This window comes from Coprococcus ammoniilyticus (assembly GCF_025567345.1).
GTDB classification, from domain to species: domain Bacteria; phylum Bacillota; class Clostridia; order Lachnospirales; family Lachnospiraceae; genus Coprococcus; species Coprococcus ammoniilyticus.
The window spans coordinates 165534-187510 of the sequence record NZ_JAOQJS010000004.1 but is presented as its reverse complement, the minus strand read 5'-3'; the positions used below and the strand labels follow the sequence as shown (position 1 = coordinate 187510).

20 protein-coding genes are annotated in these 21977 nt (G+C 43.5%); 2 read left to right on the top strand and 18 right to left on the bottom strand.

The window, feature by feature from the left end:
- Nucleotides 1-14 precede the first annotated feature (14 nt).
- From dnaK to OCV60_RS07225, 10 genes are all read right to left on the bottom strand, one after another.
- Nucleotides 15-1862 (bottom strand): molecular chaperone DnaK, encoded by a 1848-nt coding sequence (gene dnaK / locus OCV60_RS07270; RefSeq protein WP_262529899.1) that lies wholly within the window; start codon nt 1860-1862, stop codon nt 15-17.
- A gap of 72 nt (nt 1863-1934) precedes the next feature.
- Complete coding sequence (gene grpE / locus OCV60_RS07265) at nt 1935-2600, bottom strand: nucleotide exchange factor GrpE (RefSeq protein ID WP_021943469.1); 666 nt, start codon at nt 2598-2600, stop codon at nt 1935-1937.
- An 11-nt stretch (nt 2601-2611) separates the two neighbouring features.
- Nucleotides 2612-3643 (bottom strand): heat-inducible transcriptional repressor HrcA, encoded by a 1032-nt coding sequence (gene hrcA, locus OCV60_RS07260; protein ID WP_021943470.1) that lies wholly within the window; start codon nt 3641-3643, stop codon nt 2612-2614.
- Nucleotides 3644-3759: 116 nt separating this feature from the next.
- The gene (locus OCV60_RS07255; RefSeq protein WP_173788556.1) at nt 3760-4566 is read right to left on the bottom strand and encodes a hypothetical protein; all 807 of its coding nucleotides are present in this window, start codon (nt 4564-4566) and stop codon (nt 3760-3762) included.
- Nucleotides 4567-4665: 99 nt separating this feature from the next.
- Entirely contained in the window at nt 4666-5298 is a 633-nt protein-coding gene (locus tag OCV60_RS07250) for an ATP-binding cassette domain-containing protein (RefSeq protein WP_021943472.1), read from the bottom strand.
- A 22-nt stretch (nt 5299-5320) separates the two neighbouring features.
- Nucleotides 5321-6535 (bottom strand): radical SAM family heme chaperone HemW, encoded by a 1215-nt coding sequence (gene hemW, locus OCV60_RS07245; RefSeq protein WP_173788555.1) that lies wholly within the window; start codon nt 6533-6535, stop codon nt 5321-5323.
- Between the two features lie 111 nt (nt 6536-6646).
- Nucleotides 6647-8461 carry a translation elongation factor 4 gene (lepA, locus tag OCV60_RS07240; RefSeq protein ID WP_008403015.1) on the bottom strand — a complete coding sequence of 605 codons (1815 nt, stop codon included), beginning with the start codon at nt 8459-8461 and terminating at the stop codon, nt 6647-6649.
- A 98-nt stretch (nt 8462-8559) separates the two neighbouring features.
- Nucleotides 8560-9714, bottom strand: a complete 1155-nt coding sequence (spoIIP, locus tag OCV60_RS07235; protein ID WP_173788554.1) for a stage II sporulation protein P — start codon at nt 9712-9714, stop codon at nt 8560-8562.
- Nucleotides 9715-9757: 43 nt separating this feature from the next.
- A complete protein-coding gene (gene gpr, locus OCV60_RS07230; RefSeq protein ID WP_117785464.1) occupies nt 9758-10675 on the bottom strand; it encodes a GPR endopeptidase in 918 nt (305 codons plus the stop codon).
- 74 nt (nt 10676-10749) lie between these two features.
- A complete protein-coding gene (locus tag OCV60_RS07225) occupies nt 10750-11061 on the bottom strand; it encodes a hypothetical protein (RefSeq protein ID WP_021943476.1) in 312 nt (103 codons plus the stop codon).
- 213 nt (nt 11062-11274) lie between these two features.
- Between OCV60_RS07225 and OCV60_RS07220 the strand changes: the two genes are divergently transcribed.
- Complete coding sequence (locus OCV60_RS07220; protein ID WP_262529896.1) at nt 11275-14268, top strand: transglycosylase domain-containing protein; 2994 nt, start codon at nt 11275-11277, stop codon at nt 14266-14268.
- A 90-nt stretch (nt 14269-14358) separates the two neighbouring features.
- Here the strand turns inward: OCV60_RS07220 and spoVAE are convergent, their stop codons facing one another.
- Together spoVAE and spoVAD are read right to left on the bottom strand one after the other, a co-directional pair.
- Nucleotides 14359-14715 carry a stage V sporulation protein AE gene (gene spoVAE, locus OCV60_RS07215; RefSeq protein ID WP_021943478.1) on the bottom strand — a complete coding sequence of 119 codons (357 nt, stop codon included), beginning with the start codon at nt 14713-14715 and terminating at the stop codon, nt 14359-14361.
- Nucleotides 14716-14723: 8 nt separating this feature from the next.
- On the bottom strand, nt 14724-15743 hold the full coding sequence (gene spoVAD, locus OCV60_RS07210; RefSeq protein WP_173788552.1) for a stage V sporulation protein AD: 1020 nt from the start codon (nt 15741-15743) through the stop codon (nt 14724-14726).
- Between the two features lie 147 nt (nt 15744-15890).
- On the opposite strand from spoVAD, the gene OCV60_RS07205 reads away from it, so the two are divergent.
- A complete protein-coding gene (locus OCV60_RS07205) occupies nt 15891-17198 on the top strand; it encodes a chloride channel protein (protein WP_173788551.1) in 1308 nt (435 codons plus the stop codon).
- 88 nt (nt 17199-17286) lie between these two features.
- On the opposite strand, the gene OCV60_RS07200 is transcribed toward OCV60_RS07205, so the two are convergent.
- The 6 genes from OCV60_RS07200 to spoIIAB form a co-directional block, all read right to left on the bottom strand.
- On the bottom strand, nt 17287-19011 hold the full coding sequence (locus tag OCV60_RS07200; RefSeq protein ID WP_262529895.1) for a VanW family protein: 1725 nt from the start codon (nt 19009-19011) through the stop codon (nt 17287-17289).
- A 203-nt stretch (nt 19012-19214) separates the two neighbouring features.
- Nucleotides 19215-19673 (bottom strand): stage V sporulation protein AC, encoded by a 459-nt coding sequence (gene spoVAC, locus OCV60_RS07195; protein ID WP_021944472.1) that lies wholly within the window; start codon nt 19671-19673, stop codon nt 19215-19217.
- A gap of 79 nt (nt 19674-19752) precedes the next feature.
- Complete coding sequence (locus tag OCV60_RS07190; protein WP_117785469.1) at nt 19753-20175, bottom strand: stage V sporulation protein AB; 423 nt, start codon at nt 20173-20175, stop codon at nt 19753-19755.
- Nucleotides 20165-20794: a stage V sporulation protein AA gene (locus tag OCV60_RS07185; protein WP_262529894.1), complete on the bottom strand. Its 630-nt coding sequence runs from the start codon at nt 20792-20794 to the stop codon at nt 20165-20167. The genes OCV60_RS07190 and OCV60_RS07185 overlap by 11 nt, the downstream gene beginning before the upstream one ends.
- A 58-nt stretch (nt 20795-20852) precedes the next feature.
- Nucleotides 20853-21530: a sigma-70 family RNA polymerase sigma factor gene (locus tag OCV60_RS07180; RefSeq protein ID WP_021944475.1), complete on the bottom strand. Its 678-nt coding sequence runs from the start codon at nt 21528-21530 to the stop codon at nt 20853-20855.
- Nucleotides 21531-21962: an anti-sigma F factor gene (spoIIAB, locus tag OCV60_RS07175; RefSeq protein WP_021944476.1), complete on the bottom strand. Its 432-nt coding sequence runs from the start codon at nt 21960-21962 to the stop codon at nt 21531-21533.
- Nucleotides 21963-21977: the final 15 nt, after the last annotated feature.

Sequence of the window (21977 nt, the reverse complement as noted above, 5' to 3'; positions counted from 1 at the left end):
TATTATTTCAAGGCTTAAACCTCTGTGAAATCTCCATCTACTACATCACCCTCTGAAAAGTCCGGTGTACCTGTTCCTGTTCCTGCGTTTGCTCCGGGACCATTCTGCTCATAAAGCTTAGCGAACAGATTCTGAGCACTTTCCATAAGCTTATCCTTAGCAGCCTTGATCTTATCCACATCAAGATCTGTCATATTCTCTGCATCCGTGCTTTCAATTGTTGACTTTAATGAATCTAAGTCAGCCTGTACGGCAGACTTATCTGCATCTGAAAGCTTATCTCCGACTTCATTCAGTGCTTTTTCTGTCTGGAATGCAAGTGCATCTGCTTCATTTCTTGCTTCAATGCCTTCCTTACGTTTCTTATCCTGTGCTTCGTATTCTGCAGCTTCTTTTACTGCTCTCTCGATATCATCATCTGAAAGTGATGTACCGGAAGTAATTGTAATGTGCTGTTCTCTTCCTGTTCCGAGATCCTTAGCAGATACATTTACGATACCATTCGCATCGATATCGAATGATACTTCGATCTGAGGAACGCCTCTTCTTGCAGGAGCGATACCATCCAGTCTGAAACGTCCAAGACTCTTATTATCTTTTGCAAACTGTCTTTCACCCTGTACTACGTTGATATCGACGGCATCCTGATTATCCTGTGCTGTTGAGAAAATCTGGCTCTTCTTTGTAGGAATTGTAGTGTTTCTCTCGATCAGATGTGTTGCGATACCACCCATTGTTTCGATAGAAAGTGTAAGTGGTGTAACATCAAGAAGAAGAATCTCACCGGCACCGGCATCACCTGCAAGCTTACCGCCCTGGATAGATGCACCGATTGCAACACACTCATCAGGGTTGATACCCTTGAACGGCTCTTTACCTGTTAATCTCTTAACTTCTTCCTGTACAGCGATGATACGTGTAGAACCACCGACTAATAATACCTTATCAAGATCTGCTGCAGTAAGTCCTGCATCTTCAAGTGCTGTCTGAACAGGTATCTTTGTTCTGTCAACCAGACCTGCTGTTAATTCATCAAATTTTGCTCTTGTCAGGTTCATATCAAAATGCTTTGGACCATCCTGGTTTGCTGTGATGAAAGGAAGATTGATATTTGTTGTCATAGCAGATGAAAGCTCTTTCTTTGCCTTCTCTGCTGCTTCCTTCAATCTCTGCATAGCCATCTTATCGCCGGAAAGGTCGATACCCTCTGCTTTCTTGAATTCATCTAACATATACTGTGTAACAGCATTATCAAAGTCATCACCACCAAGCTTATTATCACCGGCTGTTGCCAATACTTCAATAACGCCTTCACCGATCTCAATGATAGATACATCGAATGTACCACCACCTAAATCGTATACCATAATCTTCTGTTCCTGTTCATTATCAAGGCCATAGGAAAGAGCTGCTGCTGTAGGCTCGTTGATGATACGCTTTACATCAAGTCCTGCAATTTTACCGGCATCCTTTGTTGCCTGTCTCTGTGCATCTGAGAAGTAAGCAGGTACTGTGATAACGGCCTCTGTAACCTTCTCACCGAGATATCCTTCTGCATCGGATTTCAGTTTCTGAAGAATCATAGCTGAAATCTCTTCCGGTGAATACTTCTTGCCATCGATCTCTACTCTGTAATCTGTACCCATATGACGCTTGATGGATGAAATTGTCTTATCTGCATTTGTAACTGCCTGACGTTTTGCAGGCTCACCGACTACTCTCTCACCTGTCTTTAAGAAACCTACTACAGATGGTGTAGTTCTCATACCTTCTGTATTCGCAATAACAACAGGCTTACCACCTTCCATTACTGCTACACATGAATTTGTTGTTCCTAAGTCAATACCAATTATCTTACCCATGATTATATTCCTCCTAAATAAAATTCTGTTTTCTTAATTTAATAAAATTTATATGCTATAGTCATTTGACTATTAGTTTGCAACCTTTACCATGCTGAATCGTAATACCTGATCCTTATACATGTAACCACGCTGCATCTCTTCGACGATCACGTTCTCTCCGTAATTCTCATCCTCTACATGCATTACTGCATTGTGGAACGCCGGATCAAACTGTTCACCCTCGCAGTTCATCGGGGTAACGCCGATGGATTCCAGTGAAGTCATAAGTGATTTGTAGATTTTATCAACTCCTGCTTCAAACGGTCTGTCTTTATCCTCTTCCGGAATTGCTGCAATCGCTCTTTCAAAGTTGTCAACTACCGGAAGTAATTTTCCAAGAACATCCTTCGCTCCGAAATCATACATTTTGGATGACTCCTTTTCATTTCTCTGGCGGATATTCTCGCACTCTGCAAGAAGACGTTTATATTTGTCTTCTGCATCCTGACAGCGCTCTTTTAATTTATCATTTTCTTCTCTTAAAGCCTTACTGCCGCGTCTGTTCTCTTTTGCAACCGGCTTCGGTTTTGCTGCTTCCGCCTGCTCTTCAGGGACATCCACGGTTTCTGTAACATTCACATCTGTAGTTGTTGTTTCTGCAGTATCTGCTGACTCTGCTGTAACTTCATCTACAATTGTTTCTGCTGCCTTTTCATCTGTCTTTACTTTCTTAGTATCTTTCTTGGTGTCTGCCATTATCGGACCCCCTATTCGTTATTATTAAATATATCATCCAATTCATCGGTCAGATTTTTTAACATCGTAACGACTTTCTTATAGTCCATACGTTTCGGACCGATGATACCTATAGTTCCTTTTGCGCCTTCCGGCATCTTATAAGTTGCCGTTACAAGGGAGCAATCTTTCAGATCCTCACTGGAATTCTCATCACCGATTCGGATCTCTATATCAGAGTTATCTTTATTGATAACTTCTTCTACATATTTTACAAAGTCTTCTTTGTCTTCTATGTCTTCAAAAGTTCCAAGCAGCTTCTCTGCTGTCGCAGAATCCATTAATTCCGGATACTTTAACATGTTGGTCATTCCGCTTGTGTAAACCTTCAGATCATCTGCTTCATGAATGGCTTCCATAATCCCCTGGAATATGGTTTCTAAAATATCTGCATACTCACCTGCCTGCGTCTTCATCGTCTGTATCAGTTCCAGATTAATATCTTCTAATGCAGCTCCCTGAAGGAATGTGTTTAATAAAATATTGAATTTTAAAATCTCATCATTCTTCAGATCGTACGTGGTATCGATCAGCTTATTCTTTACGATATTCCCATCCACCATGATCACCGCAAGAAGCTTTGATTCAGCAACCTTGGAAAGCTGTATAAACTTCACGGTATTATTATACTGAGGTGTGGTAACCAGTGTGGCATAATTCGTATTTGCCGCTAATACCCGGGCAACCTGCTTCAGCATCTTCTCCATCTTATCAACTCGTTCAAGAAGATTTCCCTTCTCTGTCTCAGCCTCTATCTTCTCATTCATAAGGCTGTCAACGTAGAACCGATATCCTTTGTCCGTTGGAATTCTTCCTGCAGATGTGTGCGGCTGACATATATAACCCATGTCCTCCAGATCAGACATCTCATTCCTGATCGTCGCTGAACTCAGATTCAAATCTGTATACTTTGAAATCGTCCGCGATCCTACAGGTTCTCCGGTCTCTAAATAGTTGGAAACGATAGCTTTCAGAATTTTGACTTTTCTCTCGTCAAGTTCCATCTGCTCATCCCTTTCGTTTTGTTAGCACTCAAATACTCCGAGTGCTAACCACTAAAATTAATCTAACACCCACTCCCTTGTTTGTCAACATTTATTTTGAAAAAAATCAAGAAAATTTATAACTTTTGAACTTTGAAAAAATGAATGCCGAGACTTGTAGAAATCACAGCATATAAAAGACCGACCACCAGCATGATCAATACATCTGTTCTATTAAATGCAAGATCACTTGTGGTACTCAAAAGTTCTATGATCCAGATCTGTTTTACTCCGGACGGAAGCTCAAACAGATCCACAAGAACACGATATCCCGGTGTAAATAAGAATACCAGAAGGACTATCGTTGTCATAGACAAGACGGAATGACGGATCAGGGATGTCAGCATAAATACAAACATCACACACGCTCCGGTCACTATAAACTGCAGCACGATCGCAAGCACTGTTTTTCCAGTTCGGGAAGCTACTGACATTTCATGGGAACTTCTGAAAAATAAAGCAGCTATCACCCCGGAAATCAGAATATATTCCAATAAAATGCCCCAGGCATAAGTAACTGCTGCCAGCATTCTTGCAATATAACAGGCTGTTCTGCTCTTGCTTCTCTGTAATTCACAGCGCAATGTATTCTGTTCATAATCTTCAGATATATGAAGGATAACAGGAAACATCATAAGAAGGATCAGAAGTTCGGATGCAGAAAAGGAAGAGGCAATATAAGCAATTCCGCTCATCTGGCCTTTGATCGCTTCGACCGTCTGTTCTGAGAAGCCTGCCGCCGCCAGAAAGTCACTGCTTATCCCATTACTTATATAATAAAGAAATGCTGCTGTAAGACATGCAAATGGCACTACCAGGATCATGATCATCCTGCCATAAAAGCTTTTGCTATACCGAAATACTTCTGCTCCGTAAATATTCATACTGTTGCCTGCTCCTGTTAATTAAGAAATAACCAAAGTTGCCTTCTGTTTCTCTGATGGTTTCTTCTATATTGATATCCGAATCGAATTTCTTTTGTTTTAAAGATACAATATCCGGTCACAGATCTGTTCCAGATTCCCTGGTATATGGCTGGTAAGGATAACAGCCATCCCCTGCTTTCTCCATTTTCTCAGACAGAAAAGAACGGAAGCTTTGGTAAATGGATCCAGTCCGTTTAAAGGTTCATCCAGTAGTGCCAGCTTTGTTTCCCTATGAATTGCAAGACACAGCGCCAGCTTCTGTTTATTACCTAGTGACAGCTTAGATGCTTTGATCCGATCAAATTCATGGATTCCCAGAAGTTCTGCCAGCTCCTCATCCATAAGCCCTTTTTCTCCATTCATACGATCCATCAGTCTCAGATTATCCCGCACAGAAAGATCGGAAAAAAAAGAAGGTCTGTCGATCACACATGCCATATCCCGTTCTGGTATTCCGGTAATCATCTGCCCCGAACACCTGTTGATTTCCCATGGAATAAATCCTGCCAGTAGCCGGAGCAACGTGCTCTTCCCGCTTCCATTTTGCCCTGCCAACCCGACGATTTCTCCTTTATCGATCGTAAATGTCAGATTCTTCTCCCATACCGGAGTTTTCGTTCCAGGATAGGTATAATTCAGTTCCTTCCCTTCTATGACAGTCTCTCGCTGCCCATCTGTCTCTTTTTTCATATCCGAACCTGTCCTTCGTCTCTCATTTGTTTTCATCATGCAGAAAATCTACAAGGATCCTGTTGCTTACATCGATTCCCTTTCTCGTTAGAAAGACCATTCCTTTCTCATCCTTCATATGTCCGCTCGCCACATAACTTCTTATAACATCCCCATAGACATCATATAAGGAATGTCCAAACCGGTCATAGAAATCTGCCGCACTGATCCCTCTTGTCATCCGCAGTCCAAAGATCACATATTCCTCCATCAGGGTATCAACATCAACCGTTTCATCAATGTGACGGATCGTATCCAGTGCCTGACTCTGATAAATCTCATCGGCCGACCGTTTATCAAATACATCCTCCATCGTCCGAATATACTGCTTCATATCCAATGTATTTGAGTATCTTCTTCCATTAAAAAAAGAAGCCGCACCGATACCAAGTCCGATGTATTCATCCATCGTCCAGTATACAATATTATGCCGGCATTCATATCCGGGCTTTGCATAATTGGAAATCTCATACCGCTTATACCCTGACATCTCAAGCACCTTTCTGGTTGCCTCATACATTTCGCGGTCAGTCTCCTCATCCGGGAGCTTTGCAAGAAGCTCCGTATCCTCTGCGAGCGGCGTACCATCTTCCACGATCAGACTGTAGGAGGAGATATGCTCTGGTCTGCACTTCAATACCCGTTCCAGTGTATCCAGATAGGAATGAAGTGTCTGTCCAGGAATGGCAGAGATCAGATCAATGTTGATATTCCGAAAGCCCGCCTCCCGTGCCGTCTGATAGGAAGCCAGGAACTGCTCATATGTATGGATCCTGCCAAGCATGGCAAGCTCATCATTGTGTGCAGACTGCAGTCCGATACTCATACGGTTGATCCCTGCATCCAGATATTCTGCCGCCTTGATCGCGGTCAGGGTTCCCGGATTCACCTCTATCGTGATCTCTGCTGCTTCATCTACCTTAAAGATGCTTCGAAGCGTTGCCAGAATATTCATGATCTCGCCCGGCAAAAGTATAGACGGAGTGCCTCCGCCTATAAATATCGTTCTTACAATATAGTCCTTTGATATACTTTTATAGCTCAATAATTCTCTGCAAATACTCTGGACATATGCTTTTCTGACTGCCCCACTCCGGTTGATCTGCGGATCATCCGCACCAAAAGACAGGAAATCACAATATACACACTTCTTAACGCAAAACGGAATATGTATATAAATACTCAGATTTTTTCTCATGTGTTTTTCCTGCCTTCTCATTTTTCTGTAATTTGCTTTCTTCTTATATCAAAATCACATTTGATTTATTTCATTCTAAATGTCCCGATATAACCTGCAATTATTTTATATTTATTCCTCATCAAGTTTTAATACGCTCATAAACGCCTGCTGCGGGATCTCTACATTTCCGATCTGACGCATACGTTTCTTTCCTTCCTTCTGTTTCTCCAGAAGCTTCTTCTTACGGGAGATATCTCCACCGTAACATTTTGCAAGGACATCCTTTCTGACTGCTCTTACTGTCTCTCTGGCAATGACCTTATTGCCGATTGCAGCCTGGATCGGAATCTCAAATAAATGTCTTGGAATCTCCTGCTTTAATTTCTCACACATCTTTCTTCCGCGTTCATAAGCAGTGTCCTGATGAAGAATGAAAGATAACGCATCGACCTCTTCTTTATTGATCAGAATATCCAGCTTCACCAGCTCACTTCGTACATAGCCCTTCATCTCATAATCAAAGGATGCATATCCTCTGGATCTTGATTTTAAAGCATCAAAGAAATCATAAATGATCTCATTTAACGGAAGGTCATATCGAAGCAGTGCTCTGGTTTCTTCCATATATTCCATTCCCTGATATACGCCACGTCGTTCCTGACAAAGCTGCATGATTGCACCCACATATTCTGTAGTGACCATGATCTCTGCGGATACAAATGGTTCTTCCATATATTCGATATTCGATGGATCCGGCAGATTGGATGGATTCGTCAGTTCGATCATCTTGCCGTCTGTTGTATGCACACGGTAAACAACGCCCGGTGCAGTCGTAACCAGATCCAGATTAAACTCTCGCTCCAACCGCTCCTGTATGATCTCCAAATGGAGAAGTCCCAGGAAACCACATCGGAAACCAAAACCAAGTGCGATCGAAGTCTCCGGCTCAAAGCTTAAGGATGCATCATTTAACTGCAGCTTCTCTAATGCATCACGAAGATCCGGATATTTGGCTCCATCTGCCGGATAAAGTCCGCAATAGACCATAGGCTGTGCCTTCTTATATCCCGGAAGAGCCTCTGCACATGGATTGTCGTTATCTGTAACGGTATCACCGACCGTGGTATCTCTGACATTCTTTAAGCTGGCAGTAATATAACCTACCATTCCTGCGGATAACTCATCACATGGAACGAATCTGCCAGCCCCGAAGATTCCTACTTCCACTACCTCTGCAACTGCTCCGGTTGCCATCATCCGAATGGATGTTCCACGTTTTACCACACCGTCGAATAAACGGCAAAATATGATAACACCTTTATAAGAATCATAAATACTATCAAATATAAGCGCCTGAAGCGGCTTTTCCGGATCTCCTGCTGGTGCCGGTATCTTCGTAACGATCTGCTCTAAGACCTGATCGATATTGATTCCGTTCTTTGCCGATATCCTTGGAGCATCCTGTGCTTCAATTCCGATCACATCTTCAATTTCATTTACCACACGCTCCGGTTCTGCCGAAGGAAGATCGATCTTATTGATAACCGGCATAACATCCAGATCGTGATCGATCGCAAGATATACATTTGCAAGTGTCTGTGCCTCGATTCCCTGTGCAGCATCCACAACCAGGATCGCGCCCTCACAGGCAGCCAGACTTCTTGATACTTCATAATTAAAATCCACATGTCCCGGAGTATCGATCAGATTGAAGATATATTCCTCTCCATCCTGTGCTTTATAGATCGTACGGACGCACTGTGCCTTGATCGTGATTCCACGCTCCCGCTCCAGATCCATATTATCAAGCACCTGATTCTGCATCTCACGTTCAGTCAATAATCCTGTCTTTTCTATAATTCTGTCCGCAAGTGTCGATTTACCATGATCGATATGCGCTATAATGCAAAAATTTCGTATCTTTGACTGATCTATATGAGCCATCCTGTTTTCCTCCGGTATCTGAATTTCTTTTCTCTTTTTTATTTTAAGCATGCATTCCTGCAGGCAAATAATTTCGTGTTCATTATCATAACACAATCTCACTTTCCGCTCAATACTTTGTAGAGAATTGCAGCCAGCGGCTCCATGGCATTTTTTGCTTCTTCAACTGTGTTCGTCTGACTTCCGACTTCTACTAACAACGACCGTGGTTTCAAATCCAGATTATACCGGTAACCCTTAACAAATATCTTTCTTACATAGGAATCATAATTGGCCTGCGCTGTCAGATACATCTGCAGACTGAATGCAAGATTCTCTGTTTTGTACGGATTGGCAAGATATGCGATATCACCATTCTTATTAAGACGGCTCACTCCGTTTAAGAACATGACCTGTGCTGTTTTTTTGCCATCTATTTCCGTGATCAGATATGTATCTTCGGATACCCCATCCCTGTGAAGATCGATCACGACCTCAATGGACGGATACTCCGCAAGGATCTTCTGGACCCCTTCTCTTGCATAATCATAAGCAGCACTTCGATCTAACTCTCCACCTGTCATATCATAGGCCGTTGTATCATGATAGACTGCTACCCCGTAATTTTCTTCAAGAAGCTCAGTCAGATAGTCTCCAAGTCCGATTACGGTATCCTCAACCTTTCCCGGCTCGGAATCTTTAAAGCTCTCCGTTCCGTGTGTATGGTAGATCAGTACCTTATAATTCTTTTCTTCTGTATCGATCGTCAGATCCATGGAAGCAAGATCCTGGCCATTTAATTCTTCTCTGGATACACTTGTTGTACTGTCTATAACATAAAAATTTGATCTCATATAATCATAATCCGTCAATTTCTCCCGCATATATCCATATTTGTCTGACATGGCGGCAACTATGGCTTCCGCCCGGTGATCCAGTGCGATCACAGTCTGCGCCGGCAGATTGTCCGTTCCTTTTTCATCCGTCATCTGTCCCGCCGACACAGTCTGATCCTTCTGTCCACTTCCCTGTACCAGTTCTCCTGCCAGACAATATTCCTGCAGCATATCCTCCAGATATTTCCCGGATGCCGACACGGTTTCCATATTTTCGGTCTGTGTTTCGTATCCATTTCCAAAAAACAGCCAGTTCACCATCCGGTTTACCAATTCCATCCGATATGTTGCGTCACAATTTGCGAACCAGATCAGTATCGACAATCCGGCCCATAAAAGGCAGTATTTTGTTTTTCTTATGATCCGTCTGTTCTTCATCCAGTAAATACTCTTATTTTAGTTATTTACCAGTATATGTTGGTTATGTGAAAATCATGCTGTTTATTGCTTCGGATATTGTGAAGCTTATTCGTTTTACCAGTTCATCGATATTTTTCGGTGTTACAAACATATCCGCAAGCTCCGGTTCAGCCAGATGATATGCCAGCTCATATCGCTGCTGTTCGGAAAAAGATTCCATCAGCTTTTTTCCATAAGACTGGTTAAATGTATCTGCAATAACATCCAGAGAACCATCTATAATGGACGGAACTGAAATAACGGTTGGAACACCGAGAGCGATCACCTTTGCTCCGATCGTCTGTGAATTGATCTCCGTACGATGATTCCCAACACCGGATCCCGGACTGATACCGGTATCCGCAAGCTGTATCGTTTTATTTAAACGTCTGCTGCTCCGGGCGGCAAGTGCATCGACTACAACCACTGCATCGACATCAATATTGTCACAGATTCCACGGATGATCTCCACCGTCTCGATCCCCGTCTGGGCCATGACACCCGGACAGATCGCAGAGATTTCATATTCCGGCTCTTCCTGCAGGTGTATATGCTCCATCTGCAAATGTCTGGTTATAAATAAATGATCGGTCACCAATGGTCCCAGCGAATCCGGTGTTACCTCCCGGTTTCCCAGTCCCACGACCAGGATGGAACGGGCTTCTCCCAGCATTTTTTTCAGATCATGTGCCAGCTCTTTACAGAGTGGCTTATGGATATCCTCATCAAATTCCCGGATTTCCGGACATTCAATGGTGATATAAGTGCCAACCGGTTTTCCCAACGTATCGGCTCCTGTCTGGTCATTTACATGTATAATAGTCGTCTTTATTTTTTCCTGGCTGATCCTTGTTTCAATTTCGATCCCGTCTATCTTCCCGCGATCCTTGATATCCTCCCGCAGCTCAATGGCAAGATCGGTTCGTATTGCCCGGTTCATGTATACGCCTCCTATCTGTTATCCCAATACATATAAAATACCCGGGTGAATTTCTTTTTATTCACCCGGGCAGTTTACATGATCTTTTTTAATATACGGCTGATCACCTCAGGATAACCACAGATCGTCATGACCGGCGGATTCCATCTGACATATGCTGTATTATAAAAACAGGTCGATACGCCTACTTCTATACCGCCTTCCATCTCGGCAGATCGTATGATACGCTTGAATTTACTCTCACTCTTTACCAGACTGAAGGCAGCTTCATGGATCGTAAAATCAACAACCGGATACCCACCGTCATATCCTGTGACCTTCGCATCCTCAATAAAGGAAAACTCCTCTTTCCATACGGAAATTGCTTCTTCAATTGACTCAAACATCGCTGTTCTGTTTCCTCTCTGTTTATTTCTGTAACCATCATACTACAAAATCCACCTATAGTGTAACAAAAAAACTATAAAATATTTGGGATTTATCCGCATTTTTATATGTCTTAATTTTATTTCACATCAGAAGTTTTACTTTATTATTATGTAAATCTCTGCTATAATGAGTTGTATTTATGATTGAACTTAATTTAAGGAGGATTTTCCATGGATTTTAGCAAAAAGGGCGTGGAAAAGAAACAAAAAGCACTTGTTTCCAAACTACCCCGAAATAAACGAAAACTATCGGTTTCGCTGTTCAAAACACTACTGGTCATATTCCTTGCGATCGTCGTACTGGGAATCGGTTCCGGTTTTGGTATGTTAAAAGGCATATTGGACGACACACCAGAGGTGAATGCCAAGGATCTGATCCCGAAAGGATATCAGACAACCCTGTATGATCAGGACGGCAAAGAGCTTATGGTCCTTGCGAGCTTTGATGCCAACCGTGAGTATGTTTACTACGATGATATACCGGAAACACTTGTAAATTCCTTCATTGCGATTGAAGATAAACGTTTCTGGGAGCATAACGGTATCGATGTCCAGGGTATCATGCGTGCCTTCGCCCACGGTCTCCAGTCCGGTGACTTTGATCAGGGTGCCAGCACACTGACCCAGCAGCTGATCAAAAACCAGATCTTCAATGTCGGTCTGGATGAAAAAACCATGTTTGACAAGATCGAACGTAAGGTTCAGGAGCAGTATCTGGCAGTTGAGATCGAAAAGGTGCTTCCGAAAAAGAGCATTGCCGAGTATTACCTGAATACGATCTATCTCGGTCAGGGACGTTACGGCGTAGAAACCGCTGCAAAATACTATTTCAATAAAGAACTGAAGGATCTGTCCATATCCGAATGTGCGGTACTGGCAGCCATCCCTCAGAACCCAAGTAAATTTGACCCTATCGTTTTCCCGGAGGAAAATGCCAAAAGACGACTGATGGTTCTTGAAAATATGCTGGATCAGAACATGATCTCCCAGTCCGATTACGATACTGCACTCGCTGATGATGTATACAGCGAGATTGAACAGGTATCATCGATCAAGAAATCATCCCCAACCAAGGTCAACTCTTATTACATTGATGAGGTCATCAGCCAGCTTGAAGATGATTTCATGGCTATGGGCTATTCCAAGTCAGAGGCAGACAGCCTGATCTACTCCGGTGGTCTGGATGTCCGTACCTGTCAGGATACACAGATCCAGAATATCTGTGATGATGTTTTAAATGATGAAGACAACTACCCGGCTGACAGCTATCAGTTATCCTATGCACTGACACTGGTAGATGACAACGGTGAACAGTACAACTACAGCCAGAATATGATGGTAACCTGGTTCCAGGAAGAAATGGGACAATCCTCTTTCGACCTGATCTTCTCCAGTGAAGAAGATGCCCGTGCCGCTGCTGACGAATACAAAGCACACCTGATCGAGACAACCGGTTACAAGGAACAGCTTGAAAGCTATAAGGTCACAGTGGAACCACAGATCTCCTTCACTCTGATGGATCAGGAGACCGGTCAGGTAAAAGCGATCGTTGGTGGTCGTGGAGAAAAGACAGAGGATCGTTCCTTTAACCGTGCTACGGAAGCAACCAGACAGCCTGGATCAACCTTTAAGGTTGTAGCATCTTTCCTTCCTGCACTGGACGGCTGCGGCATGAGCCTTGCAACTGTATACAAAGATGAAGCATACACCTATACAAATGGCGGCGAAGTCAGAAACTGGTACAGTGGCTACCGTGGTCCAAGCACGATCCGACAGGCTATTCAGAATTCCATGAATATCATTGCTGTTAAGACGATCACAGATGTTACTCCGGAGCTTGCTTACGAATATCTGTTAAAGCTTGGATTTACAACCCTTGTAAAAGAACGTACAAATTCAAGCGGAGGAATTGAATCGGATATCAACCAGTCCCTCGCACTTGGTGGGCTGACCGATGGTATCACAAACCTTGAGATCACCGCTGCTTATGCAACAATTGCAAATGAAGGCAATTATATCAAACCTATCTTCTACACCGAGGTATATGATCATGACGGCAAGCTTCTGATCGATAACAGAACACCGGAAGAATCCCCGGTCATCTCTCCTCAGAATGCATGGTTATTAACAAGTGCCATGCATGATGTAGTTACGATCGGTACCGGTACTGCTGCAAACCTTTCATGTGGCCTTTATACAGCAGGTAAAACAGGTACAACCTCCAGCAACTACGATGCATGGTTCTGTGGATATACTCCATATTACACCGCTTCGATCTGGATCGGTTTTGATGTAAATACTAATTTTGCTGCTGGAAGCTATCATAAGAACATGTGGCGTAAGATCATGGATCAGATCGTGGAAGCAAAGGGTCTGGATACCTCCAAAACCTTTGAAATGCCAAGCGGAATCATCCGGGCAACCGTATGTAAGGATACCGGTCTTCTCCCTGTTGAAGGCTGTTCAACGATAACAGACTATTTTGCAGAAGGAACCGTTCCTACCAAACGATGTGGTGGAAACAAGAAGGTTGTGATCTGTAATGATTCCCATAAGGTAGCAACCAATACCTGTAAGGAAACAACAACCTATTATTATACTGAAGATGATGACGGCAAGATTGAGATCATTGATGCAGACTTTGAATACGATCAGAACATCCTGAAAGAGAAATGTCCGCTTCATCCGGAGGAAGAAGAAACCGAAGACTCTTCTGATTCTGAAGATCCAAATAAGACTACAGAGGACAACAAGAAGGACAGCTTCAAGATCACTTCCGGTGTAGATGGATCCGGTGGTTCTATCTCACCAAGTACAACCGTAAAATCCGGCAAGAGCACAACCTTCTATATCACACCGGATAAGGGTTATGTGATCTCGGATGTATATGTAGACGGAAGCTCCGTCGGACCGGTTTCACAGTATAAGTTCTCAAAGGTAAAAGGCAATCATACGATCACTGTTAAGTTCAAAAAGGACAAGACAGAAGAACCGACAACCGAGAAGCCTACAACAGAGGAACCGACAACGGAAACTCCTACAACAGAAGAACCGACAACGGAAGTTCCTACAACAGAAGAACCGACAACAGAGAAACCTACCGATGAACCATCTTCTGATGAACCTTCCTCAAAAGAGAACAAACATAAAAATACAGAAGAATAAAAACGATATATGTAAAAGGGAGCCATGAGAGATCATTCTCATGGCTCCTTTTTTATTCCCTGGGATCTATATAAAAAAGTATACTTTATGCTATTTTACCATCTTGGGTTTAAAGATCAGGGATGCCAGATAGGAAAAGATCAGCGCTGCCGATGTTCCTACTGCCGCCATCTTGAATCCTCCCCGGAACAGCCCGATAAATCCATCCTGATCAACTGCTTCTTTTATTCCCTTCCAGAGATTATAACCAAATCCGGAAAGAGGAACCGAAGCTCCGCAGCCGGCAAATTCAAGAAATGGTTCATATATCCCGATTGCTCCAAGAACAGCACCGGTACATACCAGGATCACCATGATCCGTCCCGGAAGCAGCTTCGTCTTGTCCATCAGTATCTGAACAAGCACACAGACAGCACCTCCGATCACAAATGCCTTTATATAATCCATAAATAACTTTACCTCCGTTCTATTATAACTGCATGTGCCACGCCCGGTATATTCTGTCCTTCATTATAGCTTACTGTGGAAAGAAGTGCTCCGGTCGGTACAAACAATACCCTCTTCCAGGTTCCGTCCCGTAACTGCTTTAATACATAGCCAGCCAGCGTAATAGCCGAGCATCCGCAACCGGAGCCACCGGAATGTGTATCCTGTTCCTCATTATCAAAGATCTCGATACCACAATCCATATGCTGTTTGCTGATATCTATTCCATTGTCCTTTAAAAGATCAAACAGTATCTTCTGCCCGATTTTCCCCAGATCCCCGGTGATGATACGGTCATAATACGTTGGCTTCCGGTCAAAGTCCTTCAGGTTCTGATAGATCACATCTGCCGCTGCCGGTGCCATACAGGCTCCCATATTAAAGGAGTCCTTTACCCCATAATCCACGATCCGTCCCGTTGTAACCCCGGTAATCTGAATGGCTCCTTCTTCCGGCTCTGCCTTACCAACAACAAACGCTCCACTTCCGGTTACCGTCCAGGTCGCAGATAACGGTCTCTGATTTCCATATTCCAGTGGAAAACGGAACTGCTTCTCTGCACTTCCAAAATGACTGGACGTTGCCGCCACTACACAGTCCGCATAACCGGCAGCAACTGTCATGGATGCCAGCGACAATCCCTCTCCACAGGTGGAGCAGGCTCCATACAACCCAAATACCGGTATATCAAGATCCTTAATACCAAATGTGGTTGCGATCAATTGTCCCAGCAGATCCCCCGCAAATATATACCGGATCTCCTCTTTCTTTTTATCCGCCTTTTTGATCGCAAACTCGACCGCCTGCCGGATCATCTCACTTTCGCCCTCTTCCCAGGAATCCTTGCCAAATGTCGGATCCTCGGAACGGATATCAAAGTAATCCGCCAGAGGTCCTTCAGCTTCCTTTGGTCCACAGATAGAAGCCGCTCCCAGAATACATGGAGGATCTGAAAAACTGACACTTTGTTTTCCAACCATTTTATTCATTTTCTGCCTCCTTATTTCCATATGTTCTTCTGTTGATAGTCATTTGCTTCTTTTCTTTATTTTATTCATATTTAATATGTTCTGGACAAATCCGCTGATTCGGGGTAATCTATGAAAGAATAAAAACGATCTGGATAGGTATAAATTATGATATTTACAAAAGAATACTGGTTAAATTGTATCGATCGTACAAAACGATACGCAAAAACATTTATTAAATGGCTGATCTGTTCTGCCATTATCGGAATCACCTGCGGGGCTGTCGGAACAGCCTTTCATTACAGCGTTGAATATGTCACACAGTTCCGTTCCGGGCACAGCTGGATCATCTTCCTGCTCCCGGCAGCCGGTCTGTTGATCGTATTCCTGTACCGTGCAGGCGGCATCAAGCATGACAAGGGAACCAACCTTGTTATCGGTTCGATTCGGAATCCGGAATACAATGTGCCTTTCCGTATGGCACCTCTGATCTTTATAACAACCGTTATCACGCATTTGTTTGGCGGATCTGCCGGCCGGGAAGGTGCCGCCCTGCAGATTGGCGGAAGTCTGGGGGCATCGATCGGCAAATTGATCAAAATGGATGACAACGATAAACATATTATGACCTTGTGTGGTATGAGTGCCGTATTCGCTGCCCTGTTTGGAACTCCTGTTACGGCCGCACTTTTCAGTGTAGAGGTTATCAGCATCGGAATTCTGTATTATAGTGCTCTGGTACCATGTATCCTGTCAGCAACCATTTCCTATGCGATCACAGAAAAATTTCACATCACCCCTACCTATTTCATTCTGAATCAGGTTCCTGAAATGTCACTGGCAACCGGGATCCGGGTGATCATTCTCTCGGTCGCTGCTGCCGTACTCAGCATCCTTTTCTGTATGTCCATGCAGGTCATCGGAAAAACATTTAAGAAATATCTGAAAAACCAATATCTTCGTATACTGGTCGGCGGTGTACTGCTGGTTCTCCTGACGCTTGCCGTCCGCTGCAATGACTACAATGGTGCCGGTATGAACATTATTGAACAGGCGATCCATGGAACAGCAAAACCGGAAGCCTTCATTCTAAAGCTCCTGTTTACCTGCATCACGATTGGCTGCGGATTCCGTGGCGGAGAGATCGTTCCATCGTTCTTCATCGGTGCAACCTTCGGATGTACCCTTGGAGGCTGGATTGGACTGGATCCAGGATTTGGAGCTGCTATGGGGCTTGTATGTCTCTTCTGCGGCGTTGTAAACTGTCCGCTGGCATCTCTGGTCTTAAGCATCGAATTATTCGGTGCAAGCGGTATCCTGCTGTTCGCGATCGGTTGCAGTGTCAGCTATATGTTATCCGGTTATTACAGCTTATACAGTGAACAGAAAATCATATATTCCAAGCTTCGTCCTCACTATGTAAACCTGTATACCAATCAGGAGGTCAAAACAAACGACCACAGTGAAGCGGAATAATATACTATCAATAACACAAAAGAAAGCTCATATGGCTGCCTGATCCTTACGAACCGGCTTCCATATGAGCTTTTCTTTGTTTCTTTATTTAATCATCTGTCTTTGTATCATTCTTTTTCTTATTGTCTGACTTTTTATCCGATTTCTTATCATCCTTCTTGGAATCGTCTTTCTTGTCGTCCTTCTTTTCTGTCGTATCCTCAGTTGTCTTTTCCTCGGTTGTTTTTTCCTCCGTCTTCTTCTCCTCAGTCGAATTCTCCTCTGAGCTATCCTCTTCTGAGGTATCTTCCTTCTCTTTGGTTCCACGAAGAACTACTTTATCCCGTTTATCATACACACTGACAGATTCCGGTTCAGAAGAGATTACCTCTCCATTTCCGTCATATACCGTCCGGTAGGTCTGATATTTGGTTCCTGTAATACCTGTAACGGAAACTTCCTCTTCACCTTCCTCCAGTGTATCGTCGTCCTCATATTCCGTATCATAATCATAAGTTGCTACAAGTTCACTGGACAGTGACACTCTGAAGTCCTTTAGCTTCGTTCCATAAATCGCACATGACACAACACCACCACTATAGGAGGCGGTCACCTTGAGCGGATAATCCGTATTATTTATAAAACGGTAATCCGGTCCGCCCCAGGATACCGTTGCATCAAAGCCTGCATCTACATAAGTAGATGGATGCGGATGGCAATGACGTTCTGCAATTTCCAGATTCGCATACAGACAGGCATCATAAAGAGTGGATGATACCTGACAGATACCTCCGCCGACCTCATCTACTGATTCCCCATTGACATAAGATGGAGCTGCCTGAAACCCATTCTCGATGGTTCTCTGTCCTACCACATTATTGAATGAAAACTCTTCCCCCGGCATCAGTATCGTGCCGTTACAATTCTCTGCCGCCTTTGCAACATTTCCTTTTCTTGCATCCGTTCCACCTACATTGGTACTGAAGGATCCCAGCGTATCACGGAAGAGATAGGCCTGTAATGTCTCCTTCGACAGCTCCGGTTCTGTATAAACCAGATCAAAGCTGACTTCTTCTCCATCGGCTGCCGCATCCAGCTTCTTCCTGGCAGCATCTTTATCAAAGCTGATTCCTACCACAGAATCTGTTACGCTGTAATCATTTTCCGGATCCAGTGTTGCATCCGCCGGTGCTACATAAATCTGATCATATACCAGATCCAGATCGACATCACTGTATGTAAGCGGACATTCAAGCTGCGCATCAAATTCTCCCTTGCTGATGCAGGAAGCAATCTCATCTACCAGCTTATCCGAATCTACCGTATAACCTCCGCGGCCCTTTGTAACAATAACCTTGTCATCCTTCACGGTGTAAGAGGAATCTTCTACCCCTTCCAGCTTCGTCAGCCCGGACTGTTCGATCGCAGTATACAACGGCTTCTTATCCTTCAGCGATGGTCGTGCAGTATATTCTGCCTCACCAAATAATGCCCTGATAAAATTAAAACCTCTTGTTAAAAATCCATGGCTTTCATCGTTTGCCTGTTGTACCGCATCGATCACATTCAGATCCAGAGCTTCTTCGATCGCAATGCAATATGTTTTACCTTCCAACGTTACGTCGATCCCGGCGTTATTGTACTCCGTTGCAAACTGATCTTCTACAGCCGCTGCAGCTTCCTTCACCGTCATGTTACTGACATCAATTCCATTTATACTGGTATTTGGAAAAAACTTTTTCTTACCAATAATTCCGCAAAATATCAGATAACACACACACAATGCAACAATAACACATACTGTTGTAGTAACACTTCTTTTTGCTTTTTTCATGATGTATCTCCATTTACTACACATGCGAGTATACGCATCCTGCTAAAGGATACAGATACCTACTATTATTAACTTAACCATTTGTTAAAGTTATCATAGGTATTTTTATCTGTCAATACAGATTCCCCTTAAATCTAATATTTCACAAAACCATCATTTTACCTTAAAACATATGTAACATTTTTGAAAAAACAGGCCGGGAATCATACCCAGCCTGCCAGCTTACAGATCCAGTATATCAGTCCCAGCACCCATGATGTAAAGATACCGTACATGATAACCGGGCCTGCAATCGTAAAACATTTTACACCTTTACCGAAGACCTCACCTTCGGTCTGAAACTCTATGATCGGAGCACAGACACCATTAGCAAAGCCCGTGATCGGTACCAGAGTTCCGGCTCCACCATATTTTGCGATCTTCTTATAGACATTCAGACCTGTGAGTACCACACTGATGAGTACAAGAACGATCGATACATAAGACGAACTGTCATCCTTATCCAGTCCCGCATATTCAAACAAATTAAATAACACCTGTCCGATCGTGCAGATCAGTCCTCCGATGAGAAACGCCCACAGGCAGTTTCTTGCCGAATTGGATACCGGAGTAATCGTTTCAACATACTGATTGTATTCCTTTTCTTTTGGTTCAAACTGCATATACTTTCCTCCTGTCTTACCGGGTTCTATTCTTCAGTATTTTCCATTTGCATGAAAACTATGCATATAAATCGCATTCCTAGACCAGTCCGGTTGATATCAGACCAAGAACAGAACCCACGAGTTTCCCTGCTGCAACCATGTATATGATGTAAGGAATATAACGCCGGATTGAAAACCGTCTGGATATGATCGGAAATACATTCAGCACCTCTGCGAGCGCACCAACCAGACAGCCTGTAAAGATACCGCCAAGCAGGGTTACAAAAGCCAGCCCAGGAATTGCAAGCGGGATCCGGATATTAAATATATATACGATATTTCCTGCCACAGCACCATATGCCAGCAGACATTCCACCAGCATATAGTGCCGATTGCCTTTCACCTTTTCCGCCAACTTGGGGAATACTCCGATCAGGGATATAAATGCAAAATAACCACTGGATATAGCTGCCCCTCCGATAAATGCAACCAGTGCATAACAAATATGTCTAATCAGCATCCCGCACATCCTTCTTTCTTACAGAATCCGTGATCACTGTCTGATTGATCTCCTGTTCATACTGCCGCATCTGCACCTGAAGCGGGGTCGGATCATCGGTAAATTTCTTATTGGCTCCATGATTAAAGAATACAATGATTCCAATGAACAAGCCCAGTGAATAGGCAACACCGCCAATCATGGCTCCTGATTCACTGCCTCCGGTAAATACATTCTGAAGCAGATCAAGCTGTCCGACCAGATTCACATCCGAGTTATAGGATATAATTGAAAATCCAGCACCAAAGAATGCGATCAGGCATAGAAATATAAATTTGAACTTCTGCTTTATCCGGTCCGACGGATCGAATGCCTTATAATATACAACGACATCAGGCTGTCCAAGATTCTGGATACACAGCTCCCCATCGCAGTTTTTTCTGATCTCCTCTATGATATCCAACATGGATATGACCTGCTGTCCCTTTGAACTGGTAGAAAAATTCATCAGTTCAATTTTTTCGATTTTATTTTTCAGATCCAGATTGTCGGATACGACCTTCGATACATCCCGGATCAATACCTTTCGTTTTTCCGCCAGAACACTTTCTGCCAACTGCAAATATACCATTTCTGCCATATTACGAAACCTGCTTTCCCATATTCTTACAGGATTAGGATATCCGCATCCGTTCTTTTTATACACTTTCTTTTAATTTCTCAAGGATCCGTTTTTCCTGCCGGCTCACCTGAACCTGGCTGATACCAAGCAGTTTTCCGGTCTCCGACTGCGTTTTGTCTTCAAAATACCGAAGCTGGATCAAACGCTGTTCCTCCGGCTCCAACCGTTCCAACATCTGCATCAACGACAAATGATCAACAATCTCCTGGCTATATTCCTCCGTTTTTGAATATACACCCGGAGCATCCAGAGACTCCGGCTCCAACGAAGCCTCCATTGCCATTACGATCTCCCCTGCATCATAAGAAAGGGCAGCAGCGATCTCTTCAATCTCAGGCTCATAGCCCTTTTCCTTGATCACCCGCTGCCGGTATTGCTCTACCTTACTATTCATCTCCTTCAGACTACGGCTGACCTTGATTGCGCCGTAATCCCGCAAAAAGCGGCGGATTTCCCCTTGGATCAGCGGAACTGCATAGGTCGAAAACTTCACATCATAGTCAAAATCAAATTTATCAATACTTTTGATCAATCCGATGCAGCCGATCTGAAACAGATCCTCGATATCATATCCACGTCCTGTAAATCTTCTGGCTACGCTCCATACAAGTCCAAGGTTCTGTTCTACCAGTTTTTCTTTTGCACTGTCATCACCCTTCTTCGCCTGTAAAAGAAGATCCAGATTATTTTCCATTTATACTGCACACCCAGCCCCTATTTTTTTTGCCATCTTTACTGTCGTTCCTTTTCCCGGCTCCGACTCTACCGTAAGCTCATCCATAAAGGCTTCCATAAAGGAAAATCCCATTCCCGACCGTCCATCCTTTCCGGTTGTAAACATTGGCTCCATTGCCTTTTCCACATCCTCGATACCACAGCCATAATCGGTGATCTCTATGTACAGCTTCCGCTCTTCTATGTATGCCCGTATCTCGATTGTTCCCTCTTTTTGCCCATAACCATGAATGATCGAATTCGTAACTGCTTCCGACACGGCTGTCTTAACATCAGCGACCTCCTCCAGCGTCGGATTCGTACGGGTCATAAAGGATGCTACGACAACCCTTGCAAAGCTCTCATTTCTTGGATCACTTCCAAACTCTATTTTCATTTCATTTCTGTTCATTCTTTTCTTCTCCTT

Excerpts from the sequence above, each read along its gene's own strand:
- lepA (WP_008403015.1), bottom strand. The coding sequence starts at position 8,461 with ATGGCTCATATAGATCAGTCAAAGATACGAAATTTTTGCATTATAGCG.
- OCV60_RS07180 (WP_021944475.1), bottom strand. The coding sequence starts at position 21,530 with ATGGAAAATAATCTGGATCTTCTTTTACAGGCGAAGAAGGGTGATGAC.
- grpE (WP_021943469.1), bottom strand. The coding sequence starts at position 2,600 with ATGGCAGACACCAAGAAAGATACTAAGAAAGTAAAGACAGATGAAAAG.
- spoVAE (WP_021943478.1), bottom strand. The coding sequence starts at position 14,715 with ATGGATTATATAAAGGCATTTGTGATCGGAGGTGCTGTCTGTGTGCTT.
- spoVAC (WP_021944472.1), bottom strand. The coding sequence starts at position 19,673 with ATGCAGTTTGAACCAAAAGAAAAGGAATACAATCAGTATGTTGAAACG.
- OCV60_RS07220 (WP_262529896.1), top strand. The coding sequence starts at position 11,275 with ATGGATTTTAGCAAAAAGGGCGTGGAAAAGAAACAAAAAGCACTTGTT.
- OCV60_RS07200 (WP_262529895.1), bottom strand. The coding sequence starts at position 19,011 with ATGAAAAAAGCAAAAAGAAGTGTTACTACAACAGTATGTGTTATTGTT.
- dnaK (WP_262529899.1), bottom strand. The coding sequence starts at position 1,862 with ATGGGTAAGATAATTGGTATTGACTTAGGAACAACAAATTCATGTGTA.
- OCV60_RS07250 (WP_021943472.1), bottom strand. The coding sequence starts at position 5,298 with ATGAAAAAAGAGACAGATGGGCAGCGAGAGACTGTCATAGAAGGGAAG.
- OCV60_RS07205 (WP_173788551.1), top strand. The coding sequence starts at position 15,891 with ATGATATTTACAAAAGAATACTGGTTAAATTGTATCGATCGTACAAAA.
- OCV60_RS07255 (WP_173788556.1), bottom strand. The coding sequence starts at position 4,566 with ATGAATATTTACGGAGCAGAAGTATTTCGGTATAGCAAAAGCTTTTAT.
- spoIIP (WP_173788554.1), bottom strand. The coding sequence starts at position 9,714 with ATGAAGAACAGACGGATCATAAGAAAAACAAAATACTGCCTTTTATGG.
- gpr (WP_117785464.1), bottom strand. The coding sequence starts at position 10,675 with ATGAACCGGGCAATACGAACCGATCTTGCCATTGAGCTGCGGGAGGAT.
- spoVAD (WP_173788552.1), bottom strand. The coding sequence starts at position 15,743 with ATGAATAAAATGGTTGGAAAACAAAGTGTCAGTTTTTCAGATCCTCCA.
- OCV60_RS07190 (WP_117785469.1), bottom strand. The coding sequence starts at position 20,175 with ATGCTGATTAGACATATTTGTTATGCACTGGTTGCATTTATCGGAGGG.
- OCV60_RS07225 (WP_021943476.1), bottom strand. The coding sequence starts at position 11,061 with ATGTTTGAGTCAATTGAAGAAGCAATTTCCGTATGGAAAGAGGAGTTT.
- OCV60_RS07185 (WP_262529894.1), bottom strand. The coding sequence starts at position 20,794 with ATGGCAGAAATGGTATATTTGCAGTTGGCAGAAAGTGTTCTGGCGGAA.
- hrcA (WP_021943470.1), bottom strand. The coding sequence starts at position 3,643 with ATGGAACTTGACGAGAGAAAAGTCAAAATTCTGAAAGCTATCGTTTCC.
- hemW (WP_173788555.1), bottom strand. The coding sequence starts at position 6,535 with ATGAGAAAAAATCTGAGTATTTATATACATATTCCGTTTTGCGTTAAG.
- spoIIAB (WP_021944476.1), bottom strand. The coding sequence starts at position 21,962 with ATGAACAGAAATGAAATGAAAATAGAGTTTGGAAGTGATCCAAGAAAT.